This window comes from Chroococcidiopsis sp. [FACHB-1243] (assembly GCF_014696895.1).
GTDB lineage: Bacteria > Cyanobacteriota > Cyanobacteriia > Cyanobacteriales > Chroococcidiopsidaceae > Chroococcidiopsis.
On record NZ_JACJQX010000041.1, the window covers coordinates 1 to 23,764 of the forward strand.

At 42.9% G+C, this 23,764-nt stretch carries 18 protein-coding genes and 1 pseudogene; 5 read left to right on the plus strand and 14 right to left on the minus strand.

Annotated elements, in window-relative coordinates; all coding sequences use genetic code 11:
• The 3 genes and pseudogenes from H6G17_RS34815 to glgB form a co-directional block, all read left to right on the plus strand.
• Positions 1 to 144: pseudogene (locus H6G17_RS34815) on the plus strand (photosystem II q(b) protein); the annotation flags it as partial.
• Between the two features lie 177 nt (positions 145 to 321).
• Entirely contained in the window at positions 322 to 654 is a 333-nt protein-coding gene (locus tag H6G17_RS25165) for a hypothetical protein (RefSeq protein WP_192161320.1), read from the plus strand.
• 286 nt (positions 655 to 940) lie between these two features.
• Positions 941 to 3,229 carry a 1,4-alpha-glucan branching enzyme gene (gene glgB / locus H6G17_RS25170; protein ID WP_192161364.1) on the plus strand — a complete coding sequence of 763 codons (2,289 nt, stop codon included), beginning with the start codon at positions 941 to 943 and terminating at the stop codon, positions 3,227 to 3,229.
• An 89-nt stretch (positions 3,230 to 3,318) separates the two neighbouring features.
• On the opposite strand, the gene H6G17_RS25175 is transcribed toward glgB, so the two are convergent.
• The 9 genes from H6G17_RS25175 to H6G17_RS25215 form a co-directional block, all read right to left on the minus strand.
• Positions 3,319 to 3,954: a prepilin-type N-terminal cleavage/methylation domain-containing protein gene (locus tag H6G17_RS25175; RefSeq protein WP_192161321.1), complete on the minus strand. Its 636-nt coding sequence runs from the start codon at positions 3,952 to 3,954 to the stop codon at positions 3,319 to 3,321.
• Between the two features lie 12 nt (positions 3,955 to 3,966).
• Positions 3,967 to 4,911, minus strand: coding sequence for a hormogonium polysaccharide secretion pseudopilin HpsC (gene hpsC, locus H6G17_RS25180; RefSeq protein ID WP_347276470.1), 945 nt, complete (start codon positions 4,909 to 4,911; stop codon positions 3,967 to 3,969).
• A gap of 186 nt (positions 4,912 to 5,097) precedes the next feature.
• Positions 5,098 to 5,886: a hormogonium polysaccharide secretion pseudopilin HpsB gene (gene hpsB / locus H6G17_RS25185; RefSeq protein WP_192161323.1), complete on the minus strand. Its 789-nt coding sequence runs from the start codon at positions 5,884 to 5,886 to the stop codon at positions 5,098 to 5,100.
• Positions 5,887 to 5,925: 39 nt separating this feature from the next.
• Positions 5,926 to 11,034 carry a hormogonium polysaccharide biosynthesis protein HpsA gene (gene hpsA, locus H6G17_RS25190; protein ID WP_192161324.1) on the minus strand — a complete coding sequence of 1,703 codons (5,109 nt, stop codon included), beginning with the start codon at positions 11,032 to 11,034 and terminating at the stop codon, positions 5,926 to 5,928.
• 329 nt (positions 11,035 to 11,363) lie between these two features.
• Complete coding sequence (locus H6G17_RS25195) at positions 11,364 to 11,906, minus strand: type II secretion system protein (RefSeq protein WP_192161325.1); 543 nt, start codon at positions 11,904 to 11,906, stop codon at positions 11,364 to 11,366.
• Positions 11,907 to 11,945: 39 nt separating this feature from the next.
• Positions 11,946 to 12,932 (minus strand): prepilin-type N-terminal cleavage/methylation domain-containing protein, encoded by a 987-nt coding sequence (locus H6G17_RS25200; RefSeq protein WP_192161326.1) that lies wholly within the window; start codon positions 12,930 to 12,932, stop codon positions 11,946 to 11,948.
• A gap of 86 nt (positions 12,933 to 13,018) precedes the next feature.
• Positions 13,019 to 13,720 (minus strand): prepilin-type N-terminal cleavage/methylation domain-containing protein, encoded by a 702-nt coding sequence (locus tag H6G17_RS25205; protein ID WP_199316991.1) that lies wholly within the window; start codon positions 13,718 to 13,720, stop codon positions 13,019 to 13,021.
• 26 nt (positions 13,721 to 13,746) lie between these two features.
• Positions 13,747 to 18,411 carry a hormogonium polysaccharide biosynthesis protein HpsA gene (gene hpsA, locus H6G17_RS25210; RefSeq protein ID WP_192161327.1) on the minus strand — a complete coding sequence of 1,555 codons (4,665 nt, stop codon included), beginning with the start codon at positions 18,409 to 18,411 and terminating at the stop codon, positions 13,747 to 13,749.
• 336 nt (positions 18,412 to 18,747) lie between these two features.
• A complete protein-coding gene (locus H6G17_RS25215; RefSeq protein ID WP_192161328.1) occupies positions 18,748 to 18,909 on the minus strand; it encodes a hypothetical protein in 162 nt (53 codons plus the stop codon).
• A gap of 50 nt (positions 18,910 to 18,959) precedes the next feature.
• On the opposite strand from H6G17_RS25215, the gene H6G17_RS25220 reads away from it, so the two are divergent.
• Together H6G17_RS25220 and H6G17_RS25225 are read left to right on the plus strand one after the other, a co-directional pair.
• Positions 18,960 to 19,208: a hypothetical protein gene (locus tag H6G17_RS25220; protein ID WP_192161329.1), complete on the plus strand. Its 249-nt coding sequence runs from the start codon at positions 18,960 to 18,962 to the stop codon at positions 19,206 to 19,208.
• Positions 19,209 to 19,219: 11 nt separating this feature from the next.
• Positions 19,220 to 19,615: a PIN domain-containing protein gene (locus H6G17_RS25225; protein WP_192161330.1), complete on the plus strand. Its 396-nt coding sequence runs from the start codon at positions 19,220 to 19,222 to the stop codon at positions 19,613 to 19,615.
• 16 nt (positions 19,616 to 19,631) lie between these two features.
• Here the strand turns inward: H6G17_RS25225 and hoxU are convergent, their stop codons facing one another.
• From hoxU to H6G17_RS25250, 5 genes are all read right to left on the minus strand, one after another.
• Entirely contained in the window at positions 19,632 to 20,348 is a 717-nt protein-coding gene (gene hoxU, locus H6G17_RS25230) for a bidirectional hydrogenase complex protein HoxU (RefSeq protein WP_192161331.1), read from the minus strand.
• A 107-nt stretch (positions 20,349 to 20,455) separates the two neighbouring features.
• Positions 20,456 to 21,271, minus strand: a complete 816-nt coding sequence (locus tag H6G17_RS25235) for a DUF6544 family protein (protein ID WP_192161332.1) — start codon at positions 21,269 to 21,271, stop codon at positions 20,456 to 20,458.
• The gene (gene nuoF, locus H6G17_RS25240) at positions 21,261 to 22,892 is read right to left on the minus strand and encodes an NADH-quinone oxidoreductase subunit NuoF (RefSeq protein WP_192161333.1); all 1,632 of its coding nucleotides are present in this window, start codon (positions 22,890 to 22,892) and stop codon (positions 21,261 to 21,263) included. Before nuoF ends, H6G17_RS25235 begins: the two co-directional genes overlap by 11 nt.
• Before the next feature lie 99 nt (positions 22,893 to 22,991).
• Positions 22,992 to 23,519, minus strand: a complete 528-nt coding sequence (gene hoxE / locus H6G17_RS25245) for a bidirectional hydrogenase complex protein HoxE (protein WP_192161334.1) — start codon at positions 23,517 to 23,519, stop codon at positions 22,992 to 22,994.
• A 23-nt stretch (positions 23,520 to 23,542) separates the two neighbouring features.
• The gene (locus H6G17_RS25250) at positions 23,543 to 23,743 is read right to left on the minus strand and encodes a DUF2949 domain-containing protein (protein ID WP_039717462.1); all 201 of its coding nucleotides are present in this window, start codon (positions 23,741 to 23,743) and stop codon (positions 23,543 to 23,545) included.
• Positions 23,744 to 23,764 lie beyond the last annotated feature (21 nt).

Genomic DNA, 23,764 nt, shown 5'->3' on the forward strand with positions numbered 1-23,764 from the left:
GTTGACTCTCAAGGACATGCGATTGGCACATGGGCAGACATCCTCAACCGCGCTAACCTGGGTATGGAAGTAATGCACGAGCGCAATGCTCACAACTTCCCCCTCGACTTAGCTGCTGTCGAAGCTCCTTCCCTCAATGGCTAATTCGCCCTTCTAACGAAAAAGCGCCTCCCCGAAAAGGGGGGCGCTTTTTGCATTACATATACTCTCTTACCACATAAGTAATAAATACCTGCATATGTATTGCTTAGGTGTAGTGCTTAGGAGGGCAGACAAAATGCTATAAATACTCTGGTAGCAGTTTAGGGAGAAAGAGAGAGTATGGGGCTTTTGCCAGCTGGCAAACGTCAGGAGATAACTCAATTTTTAGGTGTTGGCATCGTGTTTTTTACAATCTCTGCGATCGCCCACTCTGCCTTAGCTTTACCACCACCTGAAGATACACCAGAAGAAGTCTTGCGGACGGAAATCTTTCTCACAGCGCGATCGCCTGTGGATGGCAAATCTCTAACTGCTGCCCAATACGCTCAATTACAAGCTAAATTACAAACCCGTCCCGCACCACCCACATTGAACTCTCAAGTCCGAGAAATCGTTTTTCTACTCCAACTGCGAAAGGCAATTCGGACTTTTTTACCTTTTTTGCCTATTTGAGGGAGTAGGGAGCAGGGAGCAGGGAGCAGCGAACATTTATCAGTAGAGAGTGGCTGGTGGCTGGTGGCTAGTGACTAGTGACTAGTGACTAGAATTGCTCCCTTTACCGCTCTGCTTCCTTATCTCCCTTGTCCTCTCTGCTCCCCAAAGTCTTACCTATGGTTGAGACAAAATCTGACTAAATACCGTTGCTTTGCTTGCTCATTTGCAAATAAATGTAAAGAGTGTGTATAAGTATGACGAGAGGAGTTTAGTAAATTTATTCCAGGTAGGTAGCTGCATGTCTATGACCACCATTGCACCAGAACAGGTAGATCGAATTATTTGGAACCAGCATCAAGATCCTTTTGAAGTGCTAGGCGCTCATTCCGTGGAACATGAAGGCAAAACCGTCTGGGCAGTGCGAGCATACTTACCAAATGCGAGTGCGGCGTGGGTGGTACTGCCAGAGGAAAGAAAAGAATTTCCGATGGAGACAGTGCATCATCCTCACTTTTTTGAATGCACGCTCGATCTTCCCGAACTAGCAAACTATCAGTTGCGGATTTTGGAGGGAGAACGCGAGCGTGTGATTTACGACCCCTACGCCTTTCGCTCTCCCCGCTTAACAGATTTTGATCTGCATCTATTTGCGGAAGGCAATCACCACCGCATTTATGAAAAACTAGGAGCGCACGCAACAGAAATTAACGGTGTCCAAGGCGTTTATTTCGCTGTTTGGGCTCCGAACGCGCGCAACGTGTCAGTTATTGGGGATTTTAATCATTGGGACGGACGCAAGCACCAGATGCGCAAAGGTGCTACAGGAGTATGGGAAATATTTATTCCCGAACTCAAAGTCGGCGATCGCTATAAATATGAAATAAAAAATAACGATGGTCACATCTACGAAAAGTCTGACCCTTATGGCTATCAGCAAGAACCCCGACCCAAAACCGCATCCATTGTCACAGACTTAGACGCTTATAAATGGAGCGATTTGGCATGGATGGAAAAACGCCGCCATACCGACCCCCTAACGCAGCCAATTTCCGTTTATGAAGTCCATCTAGGTTCGTGGTTGCACGCCTCCTCTGCCGAACCCCCCAAGTTGCCTAATGGGGAGACAGAACCCGTCGTCATTGTCTCGGAACTCAAACCGGGGGCGCGTTTTCTCACCTACCGAGAACTTGGCGATCGCCTGATTCCCTACGTAAAAGATTTAGGATACACCCATATTGAATTATTACCAATTGCAGAGCATCCCTTTGACGGCTCTTGGGGATATCAAGTCACTGGCTATTATGCTTGTACGTCCCGCTATGGCACGCCAGAAGACTTCATGTATTTTGTTGACCAATGCCACCAAAACGGTATTGGGGTAATTGTTGATTGGGTTCCAGGTCATTTTCCTAAAGATGGACACGGGTTAGCATTCTTTGATGGGACTCACCTCTACGAACACGCCGATCCGCGCAAGGGAGAACACAAAGAATGGGGAACTTTAGTATTCAACTACAACCGCAACGAAGTAAGAAACTTCTTGGTTGCCAATGCCTTGTTCTGGTTTGATAAGTATCACATCGACGGAATTCGGGTAGATGCCGTTGCCTCAATGCTTTACCTAAACTATTGCCGCAAAGAAGGGGAATGGTTGCCAAATCAGTATGGTGGCACGGAAAATTTAGAGGCAGCAGAGTTCCTGCGACAAACAAATCACGTTATTTTTAGTTATTTTCCTGGTATCGTCTCCATCGCGGAAGAATCTACCGCTTGGCCTATGGTATCTTGGCCAACGTATATGGGCGGATTAGGCTTTAATCTCAAGTGGAACATGGGCTGGATGCACGATATGCTGGATTACTTCAGCATGGACCCTTGGTTCCGCCAGTTCCACCAAAATAACATCACTTTCAGCATGTGGTATCACCACAGCGAAAATTACATGTTGGCTCTATCCCACGATGAAGTCGTACATGGCAAAAGTAATATCATCGGCAAAATGCCAGGGGATAGGTGGCAGAAATTCGCCAACGTCCGCTGCTTGTTTACCTTCATGTTCGTTCACCCCGGCAAAAAAACCATGTTTATGAGCATGGAGTTTGGACAGTGGAGCGAGTGGAACGTCTGGGGTGACTTAGAGTGGCAGTTGTTGCAATATGAATCACACCAACAGCTCAAGCAGTTTTTCAAAGATCTAAACCACACATATCGCTCTGAACCAGCTTTGTACAGCCAAGATTTTGCTGAAGCGGGGTTTGAGTGGATCGATTGCAGCGACAATCGCCATAGCGTAGTTGCGTTAATTCGTCGCGCCAAAGATTCAGAAGATTTTGCGATCGCAGTTTGTAACTTTACTCCTCAACCGCATTCTCACTACAGAATTGGCGTACCCGAACCAGGGTTTTACCAAGAGTTATTTAATAGCGATTCCCGCGAGTACGGCGGTAGCAACATGGGTAACTTAGGTGGCAAATGGACGGATGAATGGCAATACCACAATCATCCCTATTCCATCGATCTCTGTTTACCTCCCTTGGGCGTGCTAATTTTGAAGCTCAATCGGGAAAAAACAGCAGAGGCGATGGGTAAGTAAAAAGTCAAAAGTAAAAAGTCAAAAGTTAAAACTCATGGCAACTAACGATCGATTACCACAAATGACAAATGACAATTGAAAAATGACGTTTAATTCAGACAATTTTCATCGCTAGCCGATCGGATTGTACCCAGAAGAGTGGAGACTTTCACACAACTCCAGCGCTGTCCGCCGTTACGAGTGGCGATCGCAATTTTTCCTAACGGACTATTTGCTTCTCCGCGATAGTTAAATTGCATTCGCCATAAATTATGAGTTGGATCGAATTCTAAAGTCGTGCCATCGGGATCGTTGGCATTCACAATTGGATCGACGATGCGAACCGCTGCATCTAAGTTTTGCCAAGTTACAGCAGTCAGGTTTGTACTTGCTGGCAGAACGATCCACTGTGCTACGCCGTTATGTTCGCGAAAGCTGACTTGCCATATTACTTTATCTCGCCTAGCATTACTTTGTGCTGCCTGTAAAGAGCGCAAAATTTGGTCTTGAGCAACACTCAAACGGCGACCGTCAACAAAAGCCACCCAACTAGGAGCCGCGATCGCGCTTAAAACTCCGATAATAATGACTACAACGATGAGTTCGATCAGGGTAAATCCTCGATTCCCCCTCTCTCCCCTATCTTCAATGGAGATTCTAAGAGGAACGCGATCTGTAGGGGCGCGCAGCTGTGCGCCCCTACGAAAAATCGATGGGTGTAAAATTGACTTGGTAATTTTATTCATAACAAATTGCCACTAAAAGTTAGAGCTAGTCGTACCGCGACTTTTTACTTGTATGTTTAAACTAGGAAAATAACTAGCCTGAGTGTCACTATAAACAGCATTTTGCTCCAAACGTATTAACGCACTTCCTCTCAAATAAACTTGAGCTAAATTGCGTGATGCATCTACACAAGCATAAAAACTATTTATTTGTAAAGGATTAGCAAGTTGAGTATTATCAGGAACGAGTTGAGCATCAGAAGAAATATTTTGACAATCTAACTGTTTTGGCGTGCGATCGCTCGGACTTGGATCGACATAATCTACTAAAACTTCAATCGGATTTACTTGAGAATTGTAAGCTGTATCTGCCTTTTCCCAAGCATTCATTTTTTCCTTAAGAGTTCCCGCTTGAGAAAGATTAAATAATTGAAAACCAGGAGCGGGATTTGTCAGATAATTTCGCGAATTGCTAGTATCTCTAATCCCATCTTGTAATTCGAGTCTACCAATTCTTGCCGCTCCAGACCAAGCAGGATTATTATCTTTAATCAAGTAATAAATGACTAAAGAATAAACAAAATAATCTCTTTGACTACAAGCATCAGTTCTAGGCAACTTAGTCAAGCACCCAACTGTAGTTGTCACTCCATCTATATTAGTCACAGGACGATCTTGAGCTAAAAAAGTAGGCTTCCAAAACACAAGTACGGGGACTTTATCTCTTTCTCTAGCATGAGGTAATTGGTCTGCGATCGCCTGTATGCCATCAGCATCATAAATATAAATAGCTTCCTGTAAATCCCTAGAAATATAATCAAGTGCCAACTGTATTTCTTGTTCGCTACTAGACTTTGCCTGTTCTCTCCGCTCAGAAGTCAACATATTCGTCATAAAAGACAACAGCGAACTCAAAACAATCGAAGAAATAACAATCGACACCAAAAGCTCAATCAAGGTAAAACCATTGCAACCCAATCCTCTTCTTTTCTTTTGTTTTCTTTCTTTGCGCCTCTGCGCCTTTGCGCGACAAAAATCCAAAAATCTATGAATCATACATACAAAATAAAAGAGGAAATCTTTTAACTTTCGTACGGGCGGGTTTACCAGAAATATTTGTTGGAAGCAGAGATACTTCGTGAACCCGCCCCTACAACTTTCAACTCACTCACACCCAAGGCGATCGCAAAAATCATTAATACTTGATTCATTTGCAGCAATTTCTGTAGCTGTTTCAACCAATGGTGTTTTGAAATTACCCAACCCCCCCGAAAAAGTCAACTGCGTCCTTTGAGTATTAGCATCACTCGCAACCAAAGGTGACAGATCGCTAAAACCAGCAGCACGATAAACCCGAATCCCCAATATATAAGCTTTATCCATAGATCGATCCTCAGAACTGGCGCTGCGAAAAGCCTGAATCACCAAATCTTGTCCGCTATCGCTACTACAACCGCCACCATCTAAATCGAAACAATATAAACTTGATGTCGTATTATTCCAGCAATAAGAATTACCAACTGTAACATTCGTACAACGCAAACCACCAGAAGTAGAAGGAGGAGCTGTAGCAACAAATTGTTCGCGTTGAGAATTAAAATTTTTGTTACTATCGACTTCATTTAAGATAACTATATGCTGTGGTGGTGCAATCGTTCCCGCCTTAACTCCAGCAATATAGGTTTTTGTTGCTTGAGTTGCTAATTCTATTCGCCTTGCTTGCAGCCGATTACCAACAGCAAGGACAAACACAGGCGCGATCGCGGTCATCAAAATTGATAGGATAGCGATCGCGATTAAAGCCTCTAGGATAGTGAAGCCTGATGAAGCGGGAGTCGTAGGGGCGCACAGCTGTGCGCCCGTACTAGAGTCGGGAGTCGGGAATTGGAAACGACTTTTGACGTTTAAGTTTTGACTTTTGACTTTTGCATTAACTCGTCTTTTCTTATTCATCTCCCTTATCCCCCTTGTCCCACTTGTCCCCCTTGTCTCCTAATTCAAGTTTGCCGGATAATCGGGTGTATCGTTTTGACAAGTTGCCGGACGCTGAGTTTTATCTGAAATCGCATATTGAGTGTAGGTAGCCGTAATTTTACCAGTGCGATCGCTAGCTATGGCTGCACACAACAAAGTTTGTACCCAAGGATCGTCCCGACTGACTTCTCTAAGGAGTTCGCTAGGCTGGCTTGTCGATGGAGTCGTAAACTCTTGAGCGAATAAGTCTGAAGATTGGGATAATAAGGCAACATCAAACTGCCAGTGTCGTTCTGGTTCGCTGTAATATGGTGGCGTTCCTGTCGGTAAATCGTTATTAGCGCCACCAGTGGGATATTTATTAATGGCGTAGTCAAACCAGCTAAGATTATCGGTTGCCGTAGCCAATTCAGTAGCCGTGTCGCGACGGATCGGCATAAATGGCGCTGTAGCGTAGGCACTCCGCCGCATTTGAATAAAATTACCGTCGATTTTGACGATTCTGTTTTCCCAGTTTTCTAGAAGACGGACGAAGTTAGGCAATCCCGCTGAATCTTCTTGAGGACGACTTGGACTATTACCAGCCATAAATACAGCATTAAAAGTTGTATCTTCTGCGGCTGTTTGCAACCAGTTGGTAGCGTAACGATCTGGGTTTCCTCGATCTAGGGTTTCACTAGGAGAACCATCGGGACTGTGAATTTGTAAAACTGGTACTAATAGCGGTCGATTACCAGAAATTTCTTTAATGAATAGCGGGTTATTCGGACTATACGATTCACCTTCAGTTGGATTGACAGGGTTAGTTGTTGTTTTAAACCATAATGCATTAGGTACTTGCCGAGGTAATTCATCTGGTCTAGCGTTATTATTTCCATCAACATAGCGAAACTGTTTTACATTTCCTTGAGAATCTATTCCTAAAGGAGTTAGTTGGTTAGCATTGATTTGGTTATTTTGTTGGTTATTTTGTTGTTGGTTGTTTTGTCGATCGCTCTGTTGGTTGTTTTGTTGGTTACCTGGATTACTCTGTTGATTGTTTGAATTATTTTGTTGATTATTCTGTTGGTTGCCTGGATTACTTTGTTGGTTGTTTTGCCGATCGCTTGAATTATTCTGTTGATTATTCTGATTACTATTTTGATTTTGGTTTTGATTATTTAAGTTATCGTCTCGCTGAAAAGCCACTCGCCGAGGATAGCGCCGATCTTCTGGTTGTAAAGCAGGTAAGGCAGTAGTACCTGCCCCAAGTCGATCGGGTTTGTATCCCCCATTGGGTGGGCTACTTAGAGTTATAGCACTATTGATTTCGTTATTATTCAATTTTCTGTCACCGTCTTGGTCATACCCAATCTTCCAATCACCCTCTTGACAGGTTTCAACAGGTATCTTTTGACAAATTTCCATGACGTATTCAGGAAAGTTTGTACGCCGCTGTATAGGTGTGACTCCATTAGTTAAATAGGAACCTACATAACTATTGTCAGAATTTTTCTGATTTGGATATGGATTACCGCTACTATTTGTATCCCACCAATCAGAACTCGTAACAAAGCTGTTATCCCAAAAGCCATTATTCTTCCGGTTTTGAGACACCTTTTCGCGTTCTGTCGTAGCCTGCTGAGGATTATCTGGCGTAGTTTGTTGAGAGATAGGAAGGGCTGTATTATTGTTGAGATCGTAGTCTCCCTGATTGCGGAAACCATCTCTAAAAGAATTGGATAGCAGCGTTACAGTATCAGCAATAATAGTAGAAGATCGCCACGTATCGCCATCGCGATCGGGACATCCTGCTTTTCCAGGGCGACAGGCAAAATTTGGATTGAGATTTCCTAATCTACGAGTATAAAAATTACTCCAATTAGACCAATCTAATGTTTCTTGAAACTCTTCTAATTTTTTACTTAATGGGGTTTGATGTAGGTTGAAATCGCCTTTGATATATACAGGGAGATCGGAAACTAAAATCAATCCTTTTTCTTCCGGGCGATATCTATTATCAATATCTCGCGATAAGTCACTCCCATTAATTAAACGAATCCCATTCGGGCGACGGGTAGGGTCGAGTTTGAAATCTGTAGGACTGAGTAGCTGACTTTCAAGCCGCGCGATCGCAGATGTATCGATTGAACTTTGTACTCTAATTGAGCTGCCAGTGCTATTGGAATTATCATCAATTGCCGATAAATCATCGCGTAAGGCATCGTCACGACTGGCGTAAACTATTCCACTATTTGGTAATAAGTAATCGCTGTCAATTTGACTTGGATTGATTTTTTTACGAGTCAGCCCTAAGACTTTTTCTTTCTCTGGATCGCTATATGTTTCTTGAATTTCTCCCGTACTCAGATTGATGTCTGTCACCCTAATTTCTAATGGTTGACGCTGTTCTATATCTAAGTCGTAGCGGGGATTGCGATCGCTGTTGAGTGTAGAACTTGAAGGATTGTCTTCATCGCGGCTAATTGCTTTAATTTCTCTACTATCTAAGAAGGAAGCTTCTTGAATCGCGCCGTGGGGAATAATTGGATTATTATTGACTGGTATAATCGTTCCGTCTAAGATTTTTAAAGCACAAATTGCTGTATCAAGCGCGGCGTTATCTGATATACTTAGCGGTTTCTCGGGGTCTTCCAGCGTAACGTTAGCAGTTAATTTTTTGAGAGCATTTTGTAGTGATTGATTGACAATGCGCCCGTTAGGAAACATTATCTTTGCTTGCGATCTTAGTTCTGGTAAGTATATTCCGATCTCTCTAATCCTATCGTTATTGTTAGTATAAGGAGCTTCATAAACTATGCCATTATTTGACCTACCATTAAGGTCATTGTTATAAGGTAAAGGATTGCCACCTGCGCCCCAGGGATAACCGTTATTAGTGCCAAACTTACCATTTTTGGCTGTAGTTTCATCTGTAGGATCGTAATAACTGCTAACACAAGCAATTGGTATTTGATCGACACCCGTACTTTGGGTATAGTGATAAACTGCTGTCGCACGCATTCGCAGATTGGGAGGATTTGCTTGCTTTGGATCTTTTATCTGTTCGTCACCACCTGTCATCGGCATCATGTCAGACCAAACCAGGGTATATTTATCTATAGGTTGACCTGCAATTCTCAACCGATTATCAGGAGTAGGAAGATCTGCTCCAGAGTCTAGTTTACGGTTTGATAGATCGGGTAAAAAAGAATCGACTTGTAAAGCTGGAATGCGAGAGTTATTATCTTTGCGATCGCGGTAAATTCCCGCTCCTGTAATAATCCGTAACCCTCCGGTATTTGTGGCGGTTTGTCGTTCCCAAAATCCACCGCGTTCTGCAATTTCGCTAGTATCAAATGGCTGTACTTGGGTGCTACGATAGCGCGGCTTATCGTTAGGAGTCGTCCAGTTTATACCAGCAATTAATTGTCGATCGCGGGGTGCTGTAACATAGTTATTGCCATCTTTCCAATATGCAGGTAAGTTATTTCCTACCCGAATGCGATCGCCTAAATATCTCTCAGTTCCATCTAGCTGTTGTGCGGGAGATGTTGCTTCTAATTGGCGCGTTCTGAGTAACAATCTCGTATTATTATCTGTTGGTTCTCGCCATTCGGCAGGCGGTTCGATTGTATTTAAATTGGCAAAAATATTGTCTTGGGTGTAATCATCTAAAATGTCGTTATTTGACTCTAGAACTTCTGCATAAGGGACGCGCCGAGTTCGATGACGCAGATATCTTTCTAATTCTTCTGAGAGGACAATATATGTATTTAAGCTAGAATTTTCTTGTAAGCGTTGGCTAAAGCGATTTTTTACCTCATCAGGATATCTGTTAATTGCTAGAACTGTCTTAATTTCCGGTGGTTCTAATTCAGCACAATCTCGTCCAGCCTCGATACAAAATTCTAATGCTGCTTGTTTCATCAAGGCAAGACGTTGGTTAAACGCATCATCAGAATAGGCAATTTCTTCTCCGCCCGTTTCCTCTGTAGATTTATTATTACTGCCAATTTGAGCGGTGTTATTGCTTGGATTGTTACTATATAAATCGACAGTCACGACATTGCGATCGCTTGTATCGGTAACGCTACCATTACCAACATTACCCCCAACCGTAATTTTGCCGTTTTCTGGTTGATAGAAACAGGAATCTTGACTATCGACTTGATAAAATCTAACTGTGGCGTTGTTGCGTCCACCTACTAGTAAGTTACCATTAGTATGAATTCTGCCATTAATGCGAAAATCATTACTGGGTGACAATTCTAAATCGTCGTTGAACCATACTGCATATTGATTCAGCGGAATCAAGCTACGGTCTTGTTGATACTCTAAAGCATAAAAGCTGGTATTACCCCCTAAAGTTTCAAAGCGATCGCCTAAATTGGTATTGTCTGTAATGGGTACGCTGGCAGTGTAGACAAAAAAGCTTTTGTTTAATTTATTACTAGATTGATACCAACCATTGTCTAATATTTCTGTATCTGCATTTAAAATATCAGCACAACGACTGTTAGCAATTGGAATATTTACAGGTGGGGTTCTGGCTTCGAGAGGATTGCGTTCGCGGTTAAAATCACCTGCTTCAATGCTAGGACTGCGGAAGTAAATCCCATAAAGTGTATATGTATCAAATTTACCATTGTTGTTGGTATCGATGGGGAAACGCCAAGCAGTTGTTAAAGTTTCGTCATTTTTGATATCGGCGTTGTCTGCGGTTATGGCATTATCTTGATTAATATCAAAGCCTAGTTTCAGGCGCGTCTCATCGCCAAAAGTAAATCTAGAATTGTATTTAATCGCGTTGTAGAGAGATTGAGTGGAAGGCGTGCGGCTGGGTAGGGCAGGATCTCTCAGTAAAGCCTCAATTTTAACTTTAGCACGGGCGATCGCGGGTGCGGCTGCTTCTGCTGCTGCCTGACTGACTCTCACATTACTCGCATTGCGGGCGCGATCGAAAGACCGAATTGTCATGGCTGCGGTCATTAGTACCACTACCATCGATACCACGGCGACAGTTGGTAAAATAAAGCCAGCCTCAGCCGAACGGCGGCGTTTTTTGAGATATAAGGGTTTTAACCGTCGTCGCCTTTGCCTATGAGTCAGCGATCGCGCGATGAATTTTAGTATACGTTTTAACATTGCTGCTTTCCCACTCTAGGGGTATCTACTTAGGATTAAGTAGATAGAACGCCTAAAAGCGTTCTCCCCTGCTAGCCTGCAAAGTTATTCTATCGCGCCACATGTTCTTTGGGGCTAGTGTGTTGCATGGGTTAACTTTGTTTTAAGCTGTAGGGAAAGCGGCTGAGTATAAATAAATACTGAGGAAGAGGCGATCGCGTTGACCTGCTAAAAGTAGGATTGCTACGATAGATGAGTTTCATTAAACTAATCAAAAATAGAGGGTAGGCAATGCCTACCCCCAAAACAAATGTATTCTTTATCTAAGTACTTGGCAGTATAAGTTTAGATTAATTCACGCAGTCTCCATCTTGAGCAGTTCTCATAGCTCCTAGAAGGGTAGAAACAAAGACACAACGCTTTGCTTGACCTCCGTTACGAGTTGCTAGCGTAATCTTTCCTATCTGACCATTGCCTTTATAGTTAAACTGTGTTTTCCAAAGACTGTTGGTACTATCATACTTAAAAGTAGTCACGTCAGGATCGCTACTATTAATGGTTGTATCGACTATGCGAATTACTGGCTCTAATTTCTGCCAACTTAGTGAAGCAACAGTAGCACTTGCTGGGTGAACAGCCCACTGTACAGTACTATTATTCTCGCGAAAGCTAACTTGCCAAGTCACTTTATCCCGTTTAGCATTGTTTTGAGCTTCGCGCAAAGCGAGATACAATTTTTCTTGGGCAGCATTGAGTTGACGAGTATTAATAAATGCCACCCAACTTGGAACCATAATTGCTGCTAAAATTCCAATTATGACGGTAACTAGAAGCGTTTCTATTAGTGTAAAACCTACTATTGATTGGCTGATACAAGATGTTTTTCTGTTCATTCTTATTGTTTGATAATATTATTTAATTAAATTCAAAAGTTATTGATTAGGCACTTTATCAATCACTCCATTAACTAAAACTTGGGTTTGTAGAGTAGGTAAAAATTGATTATTACTAAAAATTCCCGGTCTGCCTACAGGATTTCCTCTTAAGAAAATAAATGTATCTTGATTAAATCCAAATTGATTCTCCTCCTTTCTCACATAAGTAAAAAAGCTTTTACTTGGAGGATTTGGTGTAGTACCATAACAGTTATACTTAGTATTATCTGGACAGTCAGGAATATTTCCATTATCAGGCTCGTCAACAAAGTCAACTAAAACATCATTTGTATCTACGGTAGGTCGAGTAGTACTCTGAAGATTATTGTCTGCTGAATCTTTGGGCCAAATCTTGAAATTAGTTTTATCTTGCACAGGATCTATATACCCTGTGGATTTGGTTAAATTAGCCATATCACTATATTTACGTAACTGATAACGTATAATTCTAGATTTACCTTTCCACTTATCATCGTTAGCTGGATTTTTTGCTTGTAGATAAACGACTAGAGTATATGTATTACGTCTAAGCAAAAGAATATCGCACTCAGTTTTTTTGAAAATTTTGTTTGTAGTATCATCCGTAAATCCTGTGCAGTTAGTAGGAGGCTTTAAACTTGCACTACTACTATCTGGATCGATAGCTTCTGGTTTCCAAAAAGCTAGAATTGGCTTTATAGATGTATCAAAATTAGGTATGTAATCTTTAATTTTTGCAGCATCATCATACACATAGACTGCTTCTTTTAAATCAGAGGCAATGTAATTCAATGCCATTTGCATTTCTGATTGAGTGGCATTACTAGCAGATTCTTGCCTATCTGTATCTAAAAGATTAATGACTAGAGATAGAGTACTTGAGATAATAATTCCAGCCATGATAAGAGATACCAAAAGTTCTGTCAGGGTGAAACCTGAAGTTTTAGACTTTTTAAGATTGAGTTGAAAAGAATTGATTAAGAACTCAAAAGAATGTAAACTCATTGATTGTTCTGCAACACTAGTTAAGCAAAATACAGTACTAGCTTAAGTAATAATACTCAAAAAATAAATTGGCAAAATACTATTAACTAAGGAGATAAAGTTAGTGCCTCTTTATACTTTTCAAAAGACTCTTTTAAGTCGCCTCTAGCAATCTGGACATTAAGGACAGAAAGAGGACTAATACTCTGCTCTCCTGTTGTTAAAGTTAAGGAAGCAGGAGTATTATTTAAAGCTGGTGTTGGCGCAGTCGAGCAGTTTTGAAAGGCTCGAAAGCTATACACCCTAACACTCATTTGGAAATTAATAAGCTTACTGTTGGCAGTTTTCCCTTCATCTCGGAAGGATTGAACTACAAAGTCGTTCGTACCATCTTTATTTACATCTATAGCTAATCCTTTAGTTATTTGATCTATATCAGATCTATTAGTGACACAGCTAGTTGGAACAGAGGTTGCAGTAATACCACTTGTACTGTCACTTTGCAAAGGTAAATCTGAATTTGTGTAATTCCCTCGTTCTACTATTAACCGAGTTCTGTCAATCTCAGCTTGGGCTAACTGCATAGCTTGTTCTACCCGTTGATTTCGTAAACGAGTAGCCGCCGCCAAAAGAATCGGTGGAGCCATCGCTGCGAGAACTATACTAACTACTAAGATTGCTACTAAGCACTCCAATATGGTTAATCCATTTTGAGGCGATTGCTTGCTTTGGCAAAACATTGCTTGCATCAATATATTGCGATCGCTATTTATCCGCTTTGTATATTTGCGCCTTTCAGCAGATATCACTTTATCTTTCCTCCCTTAAATAAGTATTACGAGCAGCTAGCACTGGAGTCGATTTGCTGTGTCCCTAGCTTGGTACAGCGCAAGTTCTTAATGTAGGGGTCGTCTACAGGTAACTCTCGGTAGAACTCGCTACGGGTATTGTTAAGAGTCACAAATCGTCGCGCCGCAGCTCCTGCTGGTGCGTATTGCAGTCCTACATCATATCCCCACAGACGATTGGGTGGTTTATAACTATAGTTATATTCGCTAGTTGAGGCTGTTGCACTTGGTTCCCAAGCATCTGGGTCATAAGGACCAGTATTAGCAGTGCTGAAATTCAACTGCAAAAAAGCTCCAGAAATATATAGATTTTTTCCGCTCCAAGATTCAAGAAATCGAGGGAAGTTATGGAGTCCTCCATAAGACTGATTTGCCTGTGAAGGCAAAATGCCTTGGATAAAAATGGCATTGATTCGGGTGGGCGAGGCTGCTGGAGTTAGGTCATCATCTCTACTTTCTGAGAAGCCACGGTATGCTAGTGGTGTGCCAGATTCTTTACCGTATTCTTGCTGGTTGCTTGTTGGGCAAGGAACAGTCGTAACTTTGCAGTAGAGTGGATAACCGGATTGATTAACTTTAATGGGAGAGTTACTTGTTTGATAAAGCTCTTCCCGAACCCAGTATTTTATATTAGAGTTTGTTGGCGACTTAGGACGGTTTTGGTTTTGATAGGAAGTATTGCTAGTGCTAGGCGATCCTGGTGTTACTTTAGTAAAGCCATCCTCGACAGTGCCATCGTTGAAATTGCTTGAAAGGGGCATAACAGCGTCAGCAACAATCTCAGTTGGTCGCCAAGTATCCTTGGTAGGATCTGCAAAATCTGAATTTATGCTCGTGCGACCGGTATAGAAGTTAGGATCGTTATTCCAATCACTAGGATTTGTCTTCGTATCGTACTGGAGTTTTTGGTTAAACTCCTCAATTAAGTTGCTGGTTGTTCCATCAGTGCTATGTAGGTTGAAGTTTCCCTGAACGTAAACGGAATTATCCGTAATGAAAGACAAGCCATATATATTATCAGCAGCCGAAATACCTGTAGCATCTCGTTTCAGAACCGCCCCGTTTCTTAAGCGGAAGCCATGTGAACGACGGTCTGGATCGGGATAATAATCAACGGGTTTAGGGCTAATACCGTTGTCAGCATTAACTGGAGGATCTTGAGGGGTGTTGGCTTTCATGCGGTAGTCAGAATTTGTTGGATCGACTTGATAAGTAGACCAAGTTGTAGATGCTGGTCTAGCTATGCCATCCTCCCGTACTGCGTCTTCGCGAAAAGCATAGACAATTCCATTTAAGGGAAGCCAAGTGTCATTTGTGACCTTATTTTTACGCAGTAAGTCTAGGTCAAAATCCAAAACCCGCACGTTCATCATTTCTCGCCCATCAAAGATACCCTTGTCGAGGAAAGGAATTGCTGCCTGATTACCGTCTGGCTTAGTAATCCGGTTGGTCGCATTAGTGAAAACTGTTCCAGAAGTTGCTGTTGGTAGACACCAATTAGCGTCTGTGCATCCTGCCGTTAAGTCTTTATTTTTAGGTCTAAGCAGAATGCCTGAAAAATCATCAGGAGCCACGGGGTTAAGGACTTGATAGTTATAGCTACCATTTACGGTAGTTTTTGTGATGTATGAATTAGGCTCATTTTTGATTCCATCTCCGTCTAGATCCTGCAAGTCAGCAATATAGGGTTCAGCAACACTTAGTGGATTATATGGTTGTGTATGGTTGTCACCAGTAGGGGTATCATCATTGCCGTCATGGTCGTGGTTAACTTTAGGGAAAAGGTAATAAAGTGACGGGTACTTGGGTTGCTCTCCCAATGAGCATAAGGCTAATGCTAAACCAGTTAGCTGCTTCTCTGGATTTACTCCCAAGTCTGTTGTGAGTTGGTCGATCTCTGCATCACTACATCCAACTCGAAACTGAAAATCTCCTTCACCAGGCACCTTGACTTCAGGTAGCAGATTGCCAAGCTGTCCAGTTATACTTTTTGAGGTAAAACCAAAGGTGCGATCGCGTTCTATCTGGAACATTGTCATCAAGAGAGTCGCTCGTCTGACTAGTTCTCTCCCAGTTGCATTAGCACCCAGTCCAGGGTTATTTTTGAATGCTGTAAAATAATCTTCTCCCGTGAACTGTTCATAATAAGTGGGATCGTAAGGAGTTGCATTACTGTTAACGAAGGCTGGGCAATTATCTGTTGTAGTAGGAGTACTATCGTTATAGTCACAAAGACCATTGGCTCCTTTGCCTATCTCTCCATTCCCACTACTAGCTGTACCATCTACGAGTTGAAATAGCTGTGTACCTAAAGCACCCAAACCTGAAGCGCCTTTGCCATTTACAATGCCAGTATAAATATCTCTGTAGTTTTGAATATTGTATGCCAGCATACCTAAAGTGGCAGCAGCCGTGTGAAGAGTAGATTTATCTGCAATACTGAGGTCTTTGCTAGGGTCGTTATAAACTGACGTACCTGCATCCAACTTGCTGATAACTCGCCGCAGGTTGGAAAAATTTCCCCACATGGTTAACTCAGGAAAAGGATGAACAATTTTTGACCCTGCTGCTTCTTGTAAAGGTGGAAAAGCACCATCAGGATCGCCAGCAAGATAAGCAAGGTTTTTTAGAGCTTTTCTGAGTGGACTGGTGGAATTATTAATTAAATTTGCAAAAGTACTTTCACTCTCGCCTGCCCCTGGCACTACTTCAAATTCCCAACCGTTGGTTCCCTGGCTTAGTGTAGTATCTGGTATGTTATCTCCATTAATATCCACGGGTGTGCCACCCAGAAAATCAATATTAAGTGTGTTTGTAGTACTTTCGTTGCTAAATGTTGTACTTTGTTGAAGACTTTTAGATGTCCCTGGATGAACCGTAGTTGCCAAAAATGCAATAGGGAAATAGCCACTATTACCTTTTTCATGATGATAAATAGCTGTAGCTTGCACTGCTGCTAAGTTGTCCCTTAATGTTCTCCGCTGACGAGCTTCATGAGTAATCGTTGTAGTAGAGGGAGGAGGATAAAGAGGATCGTTCGATCCTTCCCAGCCATAAGTGTTACCTAACTCCAGCCTCTCTCCTACTATGACGCGCAGACCATTTGCACGCGCTCTGCGCTCCCAGTAACCGTCCAACCCAAATGAATCTGAACCACTGGGGGGATCGTCTTTTGTAAGTTCCGTTACACTAGCAATCTCGTCTCCGACTTTTTTCCCACTTGGTATTTCTAATAACGGGTTATATTTTGGCTTAGGTCCGTAGCGGTTATCAGCCCGATAAGTATCATCAAGATAAGGTTGAGCTGATGTGTCATTTAAAATACGACGCTTTTTAACGAAATCCCTATCTTGCCATGCTGAATCTCTTGACCATGTAGCTGTGCTGCGATGTTTCGACTCATTTTTAGTGAAAAGAGCTATTGGATCGAGGGCAATATCTGCAACTACACCACCCGTATCAGGTGTTACAGAGTCTGTATTTGGCTTTAGTTGAGTATTACCACTTTGAGTTGGCACATTTCCCAAACCATCAAATAGATGAAACTTGGATTCGCCACTAAAAGAGTTGGATTTCATGGTTCCAGATACAATTTGTCCCTCATAATTCTCTTGTTTAGCAACAGTAACCTTAGAAGCTTCCTGAGAGTAGAGACAGGAGTTATGGGAACTTATCATGTAACCAGTAACTTTATTTGCATCCCCACCGATGATAAAGTTACCCTCCGTATGCATAGCGCCATTCAAATTAAAGGTAGGTAGTGGAAAGATTTCTAAATCATTACGAAACCAAACTGCCCATTTGTTACCCTTGTCAACTTGTCTATCTTGTTGTAGCTCAAGAGTAGTAACAGTTTTAGCTGATGTATTGTTATTAATGACAAAGGCATCAACCTGAAAATTTTTACGCAAAGTAGCACTGTTGAGTTGATACCAACCATTTTCGGGCGTTCTACTATCTGTCTTACAGCCAGATAAGCTATTTTGAAAGCTGCTAAGTGGAGCATTGCGGACAACAAGTTTAGCAGCTTTTTGTGCATCTGTACTTTTGTCAATAGTTACAGCACTAGTTCCCGTGCCACTTTCAGTTGCTGACAGAATAGAGTAAACAGTTGTGGTGTCTCCGATTTTGTTTCCACTGCTATCAACCGGAAAAGCCCAAACATTATCCAGCTTGTCATCGTTATCTATGTCAAGGCGTTTCTCATCAGGAAATGTATATGGGTGTTTAGTAGAATTCGCAGCCACACCATTAAGACCATCATTAAGCATCATGCTGGACAGCACAGCACTTGAGGGTACTCCACCAGGCAAGCGATCGTCCTGCTTGAAGAGGTACTCCAATTTTGCTTTAGCTCGGTCAATAGCAGGCGTAGCAGCGTTGTAAATTACTTTTTGTTCGCGTGCAGCTAGAACTTGATTTGTCCGGCTAAAACTGCGAAATATTAAACTGCCAACTACTAAAGCAAGAATTATTAATAATAATGCTGTAGTAGGTAATACAAAGCCAGATTTAGCAAAGCGAGGTTTTCTACCAATTACTAATAAAGTACGTAGAAACCAACTAATTAACCATTTGGGAATGGCACTAGTTAGCTTCCAGATTTGTCTAAATATATTCTGTTTAGCTCTGTGGCGCTTGCGAGTTGACATTCTTGCTTTCCTACTAGTTCTCTGAAAAATGCTGCTATGAGAGATAAAATTTAGGAATAAAACTCAATTATCGTTCTCAATTAAAAGTGAAATTTACATAAATCGCATATTTTGACCATAAAAATAGAAACAATCAATTTATAACAAGTGGCAATAAACGCCATTGTTATAGTTAGATTATTCCCTTACAGTTTTATCAGGTTAAATTGTTAGCAACCACAGCAGTACTACGAGGATATTAGTTTTTATAAATTTAAAAATTTAAGTAAAACTACGGTGACTTGGATTTGAATGGAGGTAGAGCGGTCGCAAATTGTAAATCTTAAATTTAAAACCCTATAAATTAAATTTGCTAATTCTCCTAATGCTAGCAAGCTGCTGAAGGCGCGATCGCACCTTTGCTTCAACTGCACCCAATCGCCATGTAAGTCTTTTCAAAACGGCTGCTAACTCTCCTTCTTGCCTTCCTGGCAACCGGAATACTCCTAACTCTAACACTTAGGTATAGTGGGGGTATAACTCGTTGTTAATAACTGGAACAGCTCGCGATGAAAGTTAAAGGTACAAAGCGTGGTAAAAACATTGAATTATTAGAAGAGATAAACATTCCTGATGGCACGGAAGTTCACATGGAAGTTGAGATCGAGCAGCCTTTAAGCGAACAGGAAAGACTAACTAGACTCAACCAAATATTTGGAGCATGGAAAAATCAACCCGATCTCGATACGATATTTTCTGAGATTGACACACAGCGTCATGCCGAGTGGGGTAGAGCAATAGAAACCCTTGATGAGTAAGGAAAAAATTTGTGTATTTGTTAGATACAAATATTTGTGTAGCTTTACTCAAACAGAATATTTTTGCTATTAAACAATTTAATGCCAAAGCAAGTCTTTGCTATCTTCCCACAATTGTAGTAGCTGAATTGTATAAAGGAGTCTACTGTTCTCAACGGGTACAGCAAAACTTAACTATACTAGAGCAATTTCTGAACTTGATGCCAGTTATTGAGTTTGACCGGAGTGCAGATGAAGAATTTGGCAAGATTCAAGCTGAGTTAAGAAAAATTGGCAGACCAACAGGAGAAATAGATGCAATAATTGCTGCGATCGCCCGTTCTCGACAAGATATTCTTGTAACCGATAACACGCGCCACCTTATCAATATTTCAGGCTTGCAACAAGAGAACTGGCTTGAACCTTAACAAGAAACACCCCCCGCTAAATCTGCCATTGCTGTTTCTCCCGTGCTGTCACCAGAAATTCCAATTTGGCGCGATCGCGTTTCATTTCGCCTACACTCGAACCTTGGTAGAAAAGCGCCCCTGTGGGACACGCATTCACACACTTACCGCAGGAAGTACAAGTTTGTGACGTTCCCCAAGGTTGATTCAAATCGGTAATGACGTGCGAGTTTGTGCCTCTACCTGCCATATCCCAAGTATGCGCCCCTTCGATTTCATCGCAGACTCGAATACAACGAGTGCAGAGAACGCAACGATTGTGGTCGATGCCATAGCGATCGTGAGACACATCAACTTGGCGATCGGGAAAATGATATTCTAATCGGACGTGTTCCATACCCATTTCGATCGCCAAGTCTTGCAATTCACAGTTACCATTCGCTACGCAAACCGAGCAAATGTGATTGCCTTCTGCAAACAACATTTCGACAATCGTGCGACGATAATTCTGCAACCTTGGGGTATGAGTTTTCACTTCCATCCCCTCCGCAACTTTCGCGACGCAAGCGGGTTGCAGTTTATGACTCCCAGCAATTTCTACCAAACAAAGCCGACAAGCACCAACCTCTGAAACTCCTTCTAAATAGCAAAGTGTCGGAATATGAATTCCCGCATCCCTTGCTGCCTCCAATATGGTTTGCTCCTCAAGAGCGCTGATTAATTGGTCGTTAATTGTTAAAGTTTTGACTGCCATTGCTGTAGTATCTCTATTTGAGTTATGCAACACCTGTGAAGGTTGTCATTAATCATTGGTCATTCGTCATTTGTTAGAGCGCGTTTCGATCGGCAATGCCCACCTGACTATAGAAACTCGATCGCGGCACGAAATGATTCAAAATAAGAGCTTGTACCATACCCCCAACCCGCGCTCACCTGTGAGGGAATGGTAAATCCGTCAAAACTACGCTCTGCTTGAACTTCGCCGCCAAACGGAATGTAAGCCCAACTACCATTTGGAGAGCGATCGCCCCATCGGGGTAAAGAAAATTTCAATAACTTGCCGTCAGGATCGATAACGAGTGTCAACGTTATCGGTTCGCCGTCAATTTTCAGACTTGCTTGAATCGTATTTTTGTCAATTGCCCGCCAATCTACACCTTGTTGCGGCAGTAAGGCAGAAGGTAGCCAAACAAATTCTCCTGCAAGTCGCCCAATGCTAGAGCGGTTAATATTAGGGTTGCTCGCATCGATTAAGGGGAAAAGTCCTAACAGCGAGAATTGCACTCGACCCGAACGATTAACATAATAATCGGCTCCTACCATGCGGAACAAACCGCGACCGATCGCTGCTTTCCAAATAAATCCTTGGGTGGAAAGAATTTCTGTAGCTTGCATGGGTAGCCAAGGTTTATCCTGCCCGAGTTTAAAACTACCATTCATGTTCAAGCGTACAGAGTTAGCTAGGGGAGTTCCTGGGGCGATCGCATGGAGAAAGTAGCGCTTTACAGGTTCAGGTAACGCCGTCACCATGTCCTCAGTAAAAAGCTCACCTACTGGTAATTCGAGCGATCGCTCTTTGGCGCTCATCTGTTTTGCGTTTCCCAGTTGCAAGATTGCTAAACCGAGTAAGGCGATCGCCAGCAGGACACCAATACCGAGAAACATTTTAGTAAACATTTGCCTCACCTGGTTTCTGAGTTGCAGTGTCGCTCTGCGGTTTAACCATAGTCAAATATTCATCTCGGAAATAACGCAAGGTGCTAAGTACTGGATTAGGTGCAGATTGACCCAGACCGCACAAACTGGTATTTTTCACCATGTCACACAGTTCTTCCAACAGTTCCAAATCGGTTGATGATGCCTCACCTTGCCGAATCTTGGTTAATAAACGATGTAGCTGCACAGTACCAACCCGACAAGGAATGCACTTACCGCAAGATTCATCCATGCAAAATTCCATAAAAAAGCGGGCGACATCTACCATGTTGGTCGATTCATCCATGACAATCATGCCACCGGAACCCATCATCGAACCAAGTTGAGCCAGCGATTCGTAGTCTACAGGCGTATCAAAAGCTGAAGCTGGGATGCACCCGCCTGAAGGTCCACCAGTTTGCACGGCTTTAGCCACCCCGCCACCGGGTACGCCGCCGCCCATTTGCTCGACGATTTGTTGTAAAGTCGTTCCCATCGGGACTTCAATCAAGCCCGTATTGCGAATTTTGCCTGCTAAAGCGAAGACTTTTGTACCTTGACTTTTTGCCGTACCAATACTGGCAAACCAGTCAGCACCATTACGAATAATCGGCGCGATATTAGCAAAAGTTTCGACGTTGTTAATTAGAGTCGGATTTTTCCACAAACCAGATTCAGCAGGATAAGGAGGGCGAGGACTGGGTAAACCCCGCTTGCCTTCGATCGATGCCATTAATGCAGTTTCTTCGCCACAGACATAAGCACCCGCGCCAATGCGAATATCAATTTTGAAATCAAAAGGTGAATCAAAGATTTGACTGCCTAATAAACTCAGGCGTTGAGCTTGACGAATGGCAATTTGGAGGCGGCTAATGGCAGTAGGATATTCAGCTCGAACGTAGATGTAACCTTGGTTTGCCCCGATCGCATACGCCGCGATCGCCATTCCTTCCAGCACCCGATGCGGGTCGCTTTCCAAGACACTGCGATCCATAAATGCGCCAGGATCGCCCTCATCAGCGTTGCAGATAACATACTTGCGTTCTCCCTTTGCCTTAGCCACCGTAGCCCATTTCAAACCCGTGGGATAACCAGCACCACCACGTCCCCGCAAACCACTTTGGGCGATCGCCTCTACCGTCTCGCTCGGTTGTAGATCGTGCAAGGCATGATATAAAGCCTGATAACCTTCTACGGCAATATAAGATTCAATCCGTTCTGGATCGACCTTACCGCTATTTTCTAAAACGATTGGCATCTGTTGAGTAAAAAATGGCTGGGTCAAATCGCCACGTTGCACGGTTGTTTCACCGCCATCGAGGGCAGTAATAATAGAAGGCGCATCTTTAGGAGTGACTTTTTCGTAAAGCGTGCTTTCTGCAACCTGTACTAACGGTCCTTGACTGCACAAACGCATACAACCAACACCACAAACCTGCACTTTATCCCCTAAACCCGTCTCTGTCACTACTCGTTCAAGCCTTTGTTTCACGGCTAAGGAATCAGCAGATAGACACCCCGCAGCTACGCAACAACGAATTTCTATCGGTTTTTGAGCGGCGCGTTCGTGCTGGGCAATTTCCTGTAATTGGGTTAAATCCATCTTTTAGCTGCCTCCTCACCACGACCGATTTCGACTCCACTCTGAAGTTAGAAAAGAAGTATGAGAAACTTGTGAGGATGCGATTGGCTGGCGCGAAATCTACCTGCCTTCCAGCCATTCCTTCAGGCGATCGCAAGTTGACTCTGCTGTTTGATGTCCGCACACAGTCCCGTCAAATACGACCGCAGGGGCAATACCACACGCACCCAGACAACGAGCTGTCAGTAAAGAAAGTTGTTTATCTGCCGTCGTCTCACCAGCACGAATCTTAACGTTCTGCTCGACTGCTGCCAAGATTTGTGCTGCACCCTTAACATAACAAGCAGTTCCAGTACAAACCGTACAAGTGTGAACTCCTTGGGGTGCAAGGGAAAACAAGTGATAGAACGTTGCCACACCATAAACGCGACTGGGAGGCAATTTCAAGCTGCGACTGACGTACAGCAGCACGTCATCTTCCAGATAACCGAAGAGTTCCTGTGCTTTGTGCAAGATCTCGATCAGTGCGTCTTGTCGAGCCTGATATCGCTTAATCGTGACATCTAGAAGCTTAAAACGCTTATCGCCACTGGGATGAGTCGTGACGGTGGCTCGATCTGGCACTTTTGCTGAGGAATGAGAATGCATATTTTTGTTGCTCGCAGCTCGACTTAGCTTGCCATCCAGTCAAAAATCTGCTCTAACTGCTCCAGAGAAATTAAACCGTACTGCCACAGCAGCATGGGTAAGGGACCGGGATTTTGCTCGTTCAGCCGTAGCGCCATGGCGATCGCCTTGGGTGGAATTGCCAATTTTTCTTGTAAGAAGTCGAGCAGTTGCTCTTGGTGGCTCGCGTTCATCTCTTGTTTCATCGCTCGTCGCAGTTCAGTCAA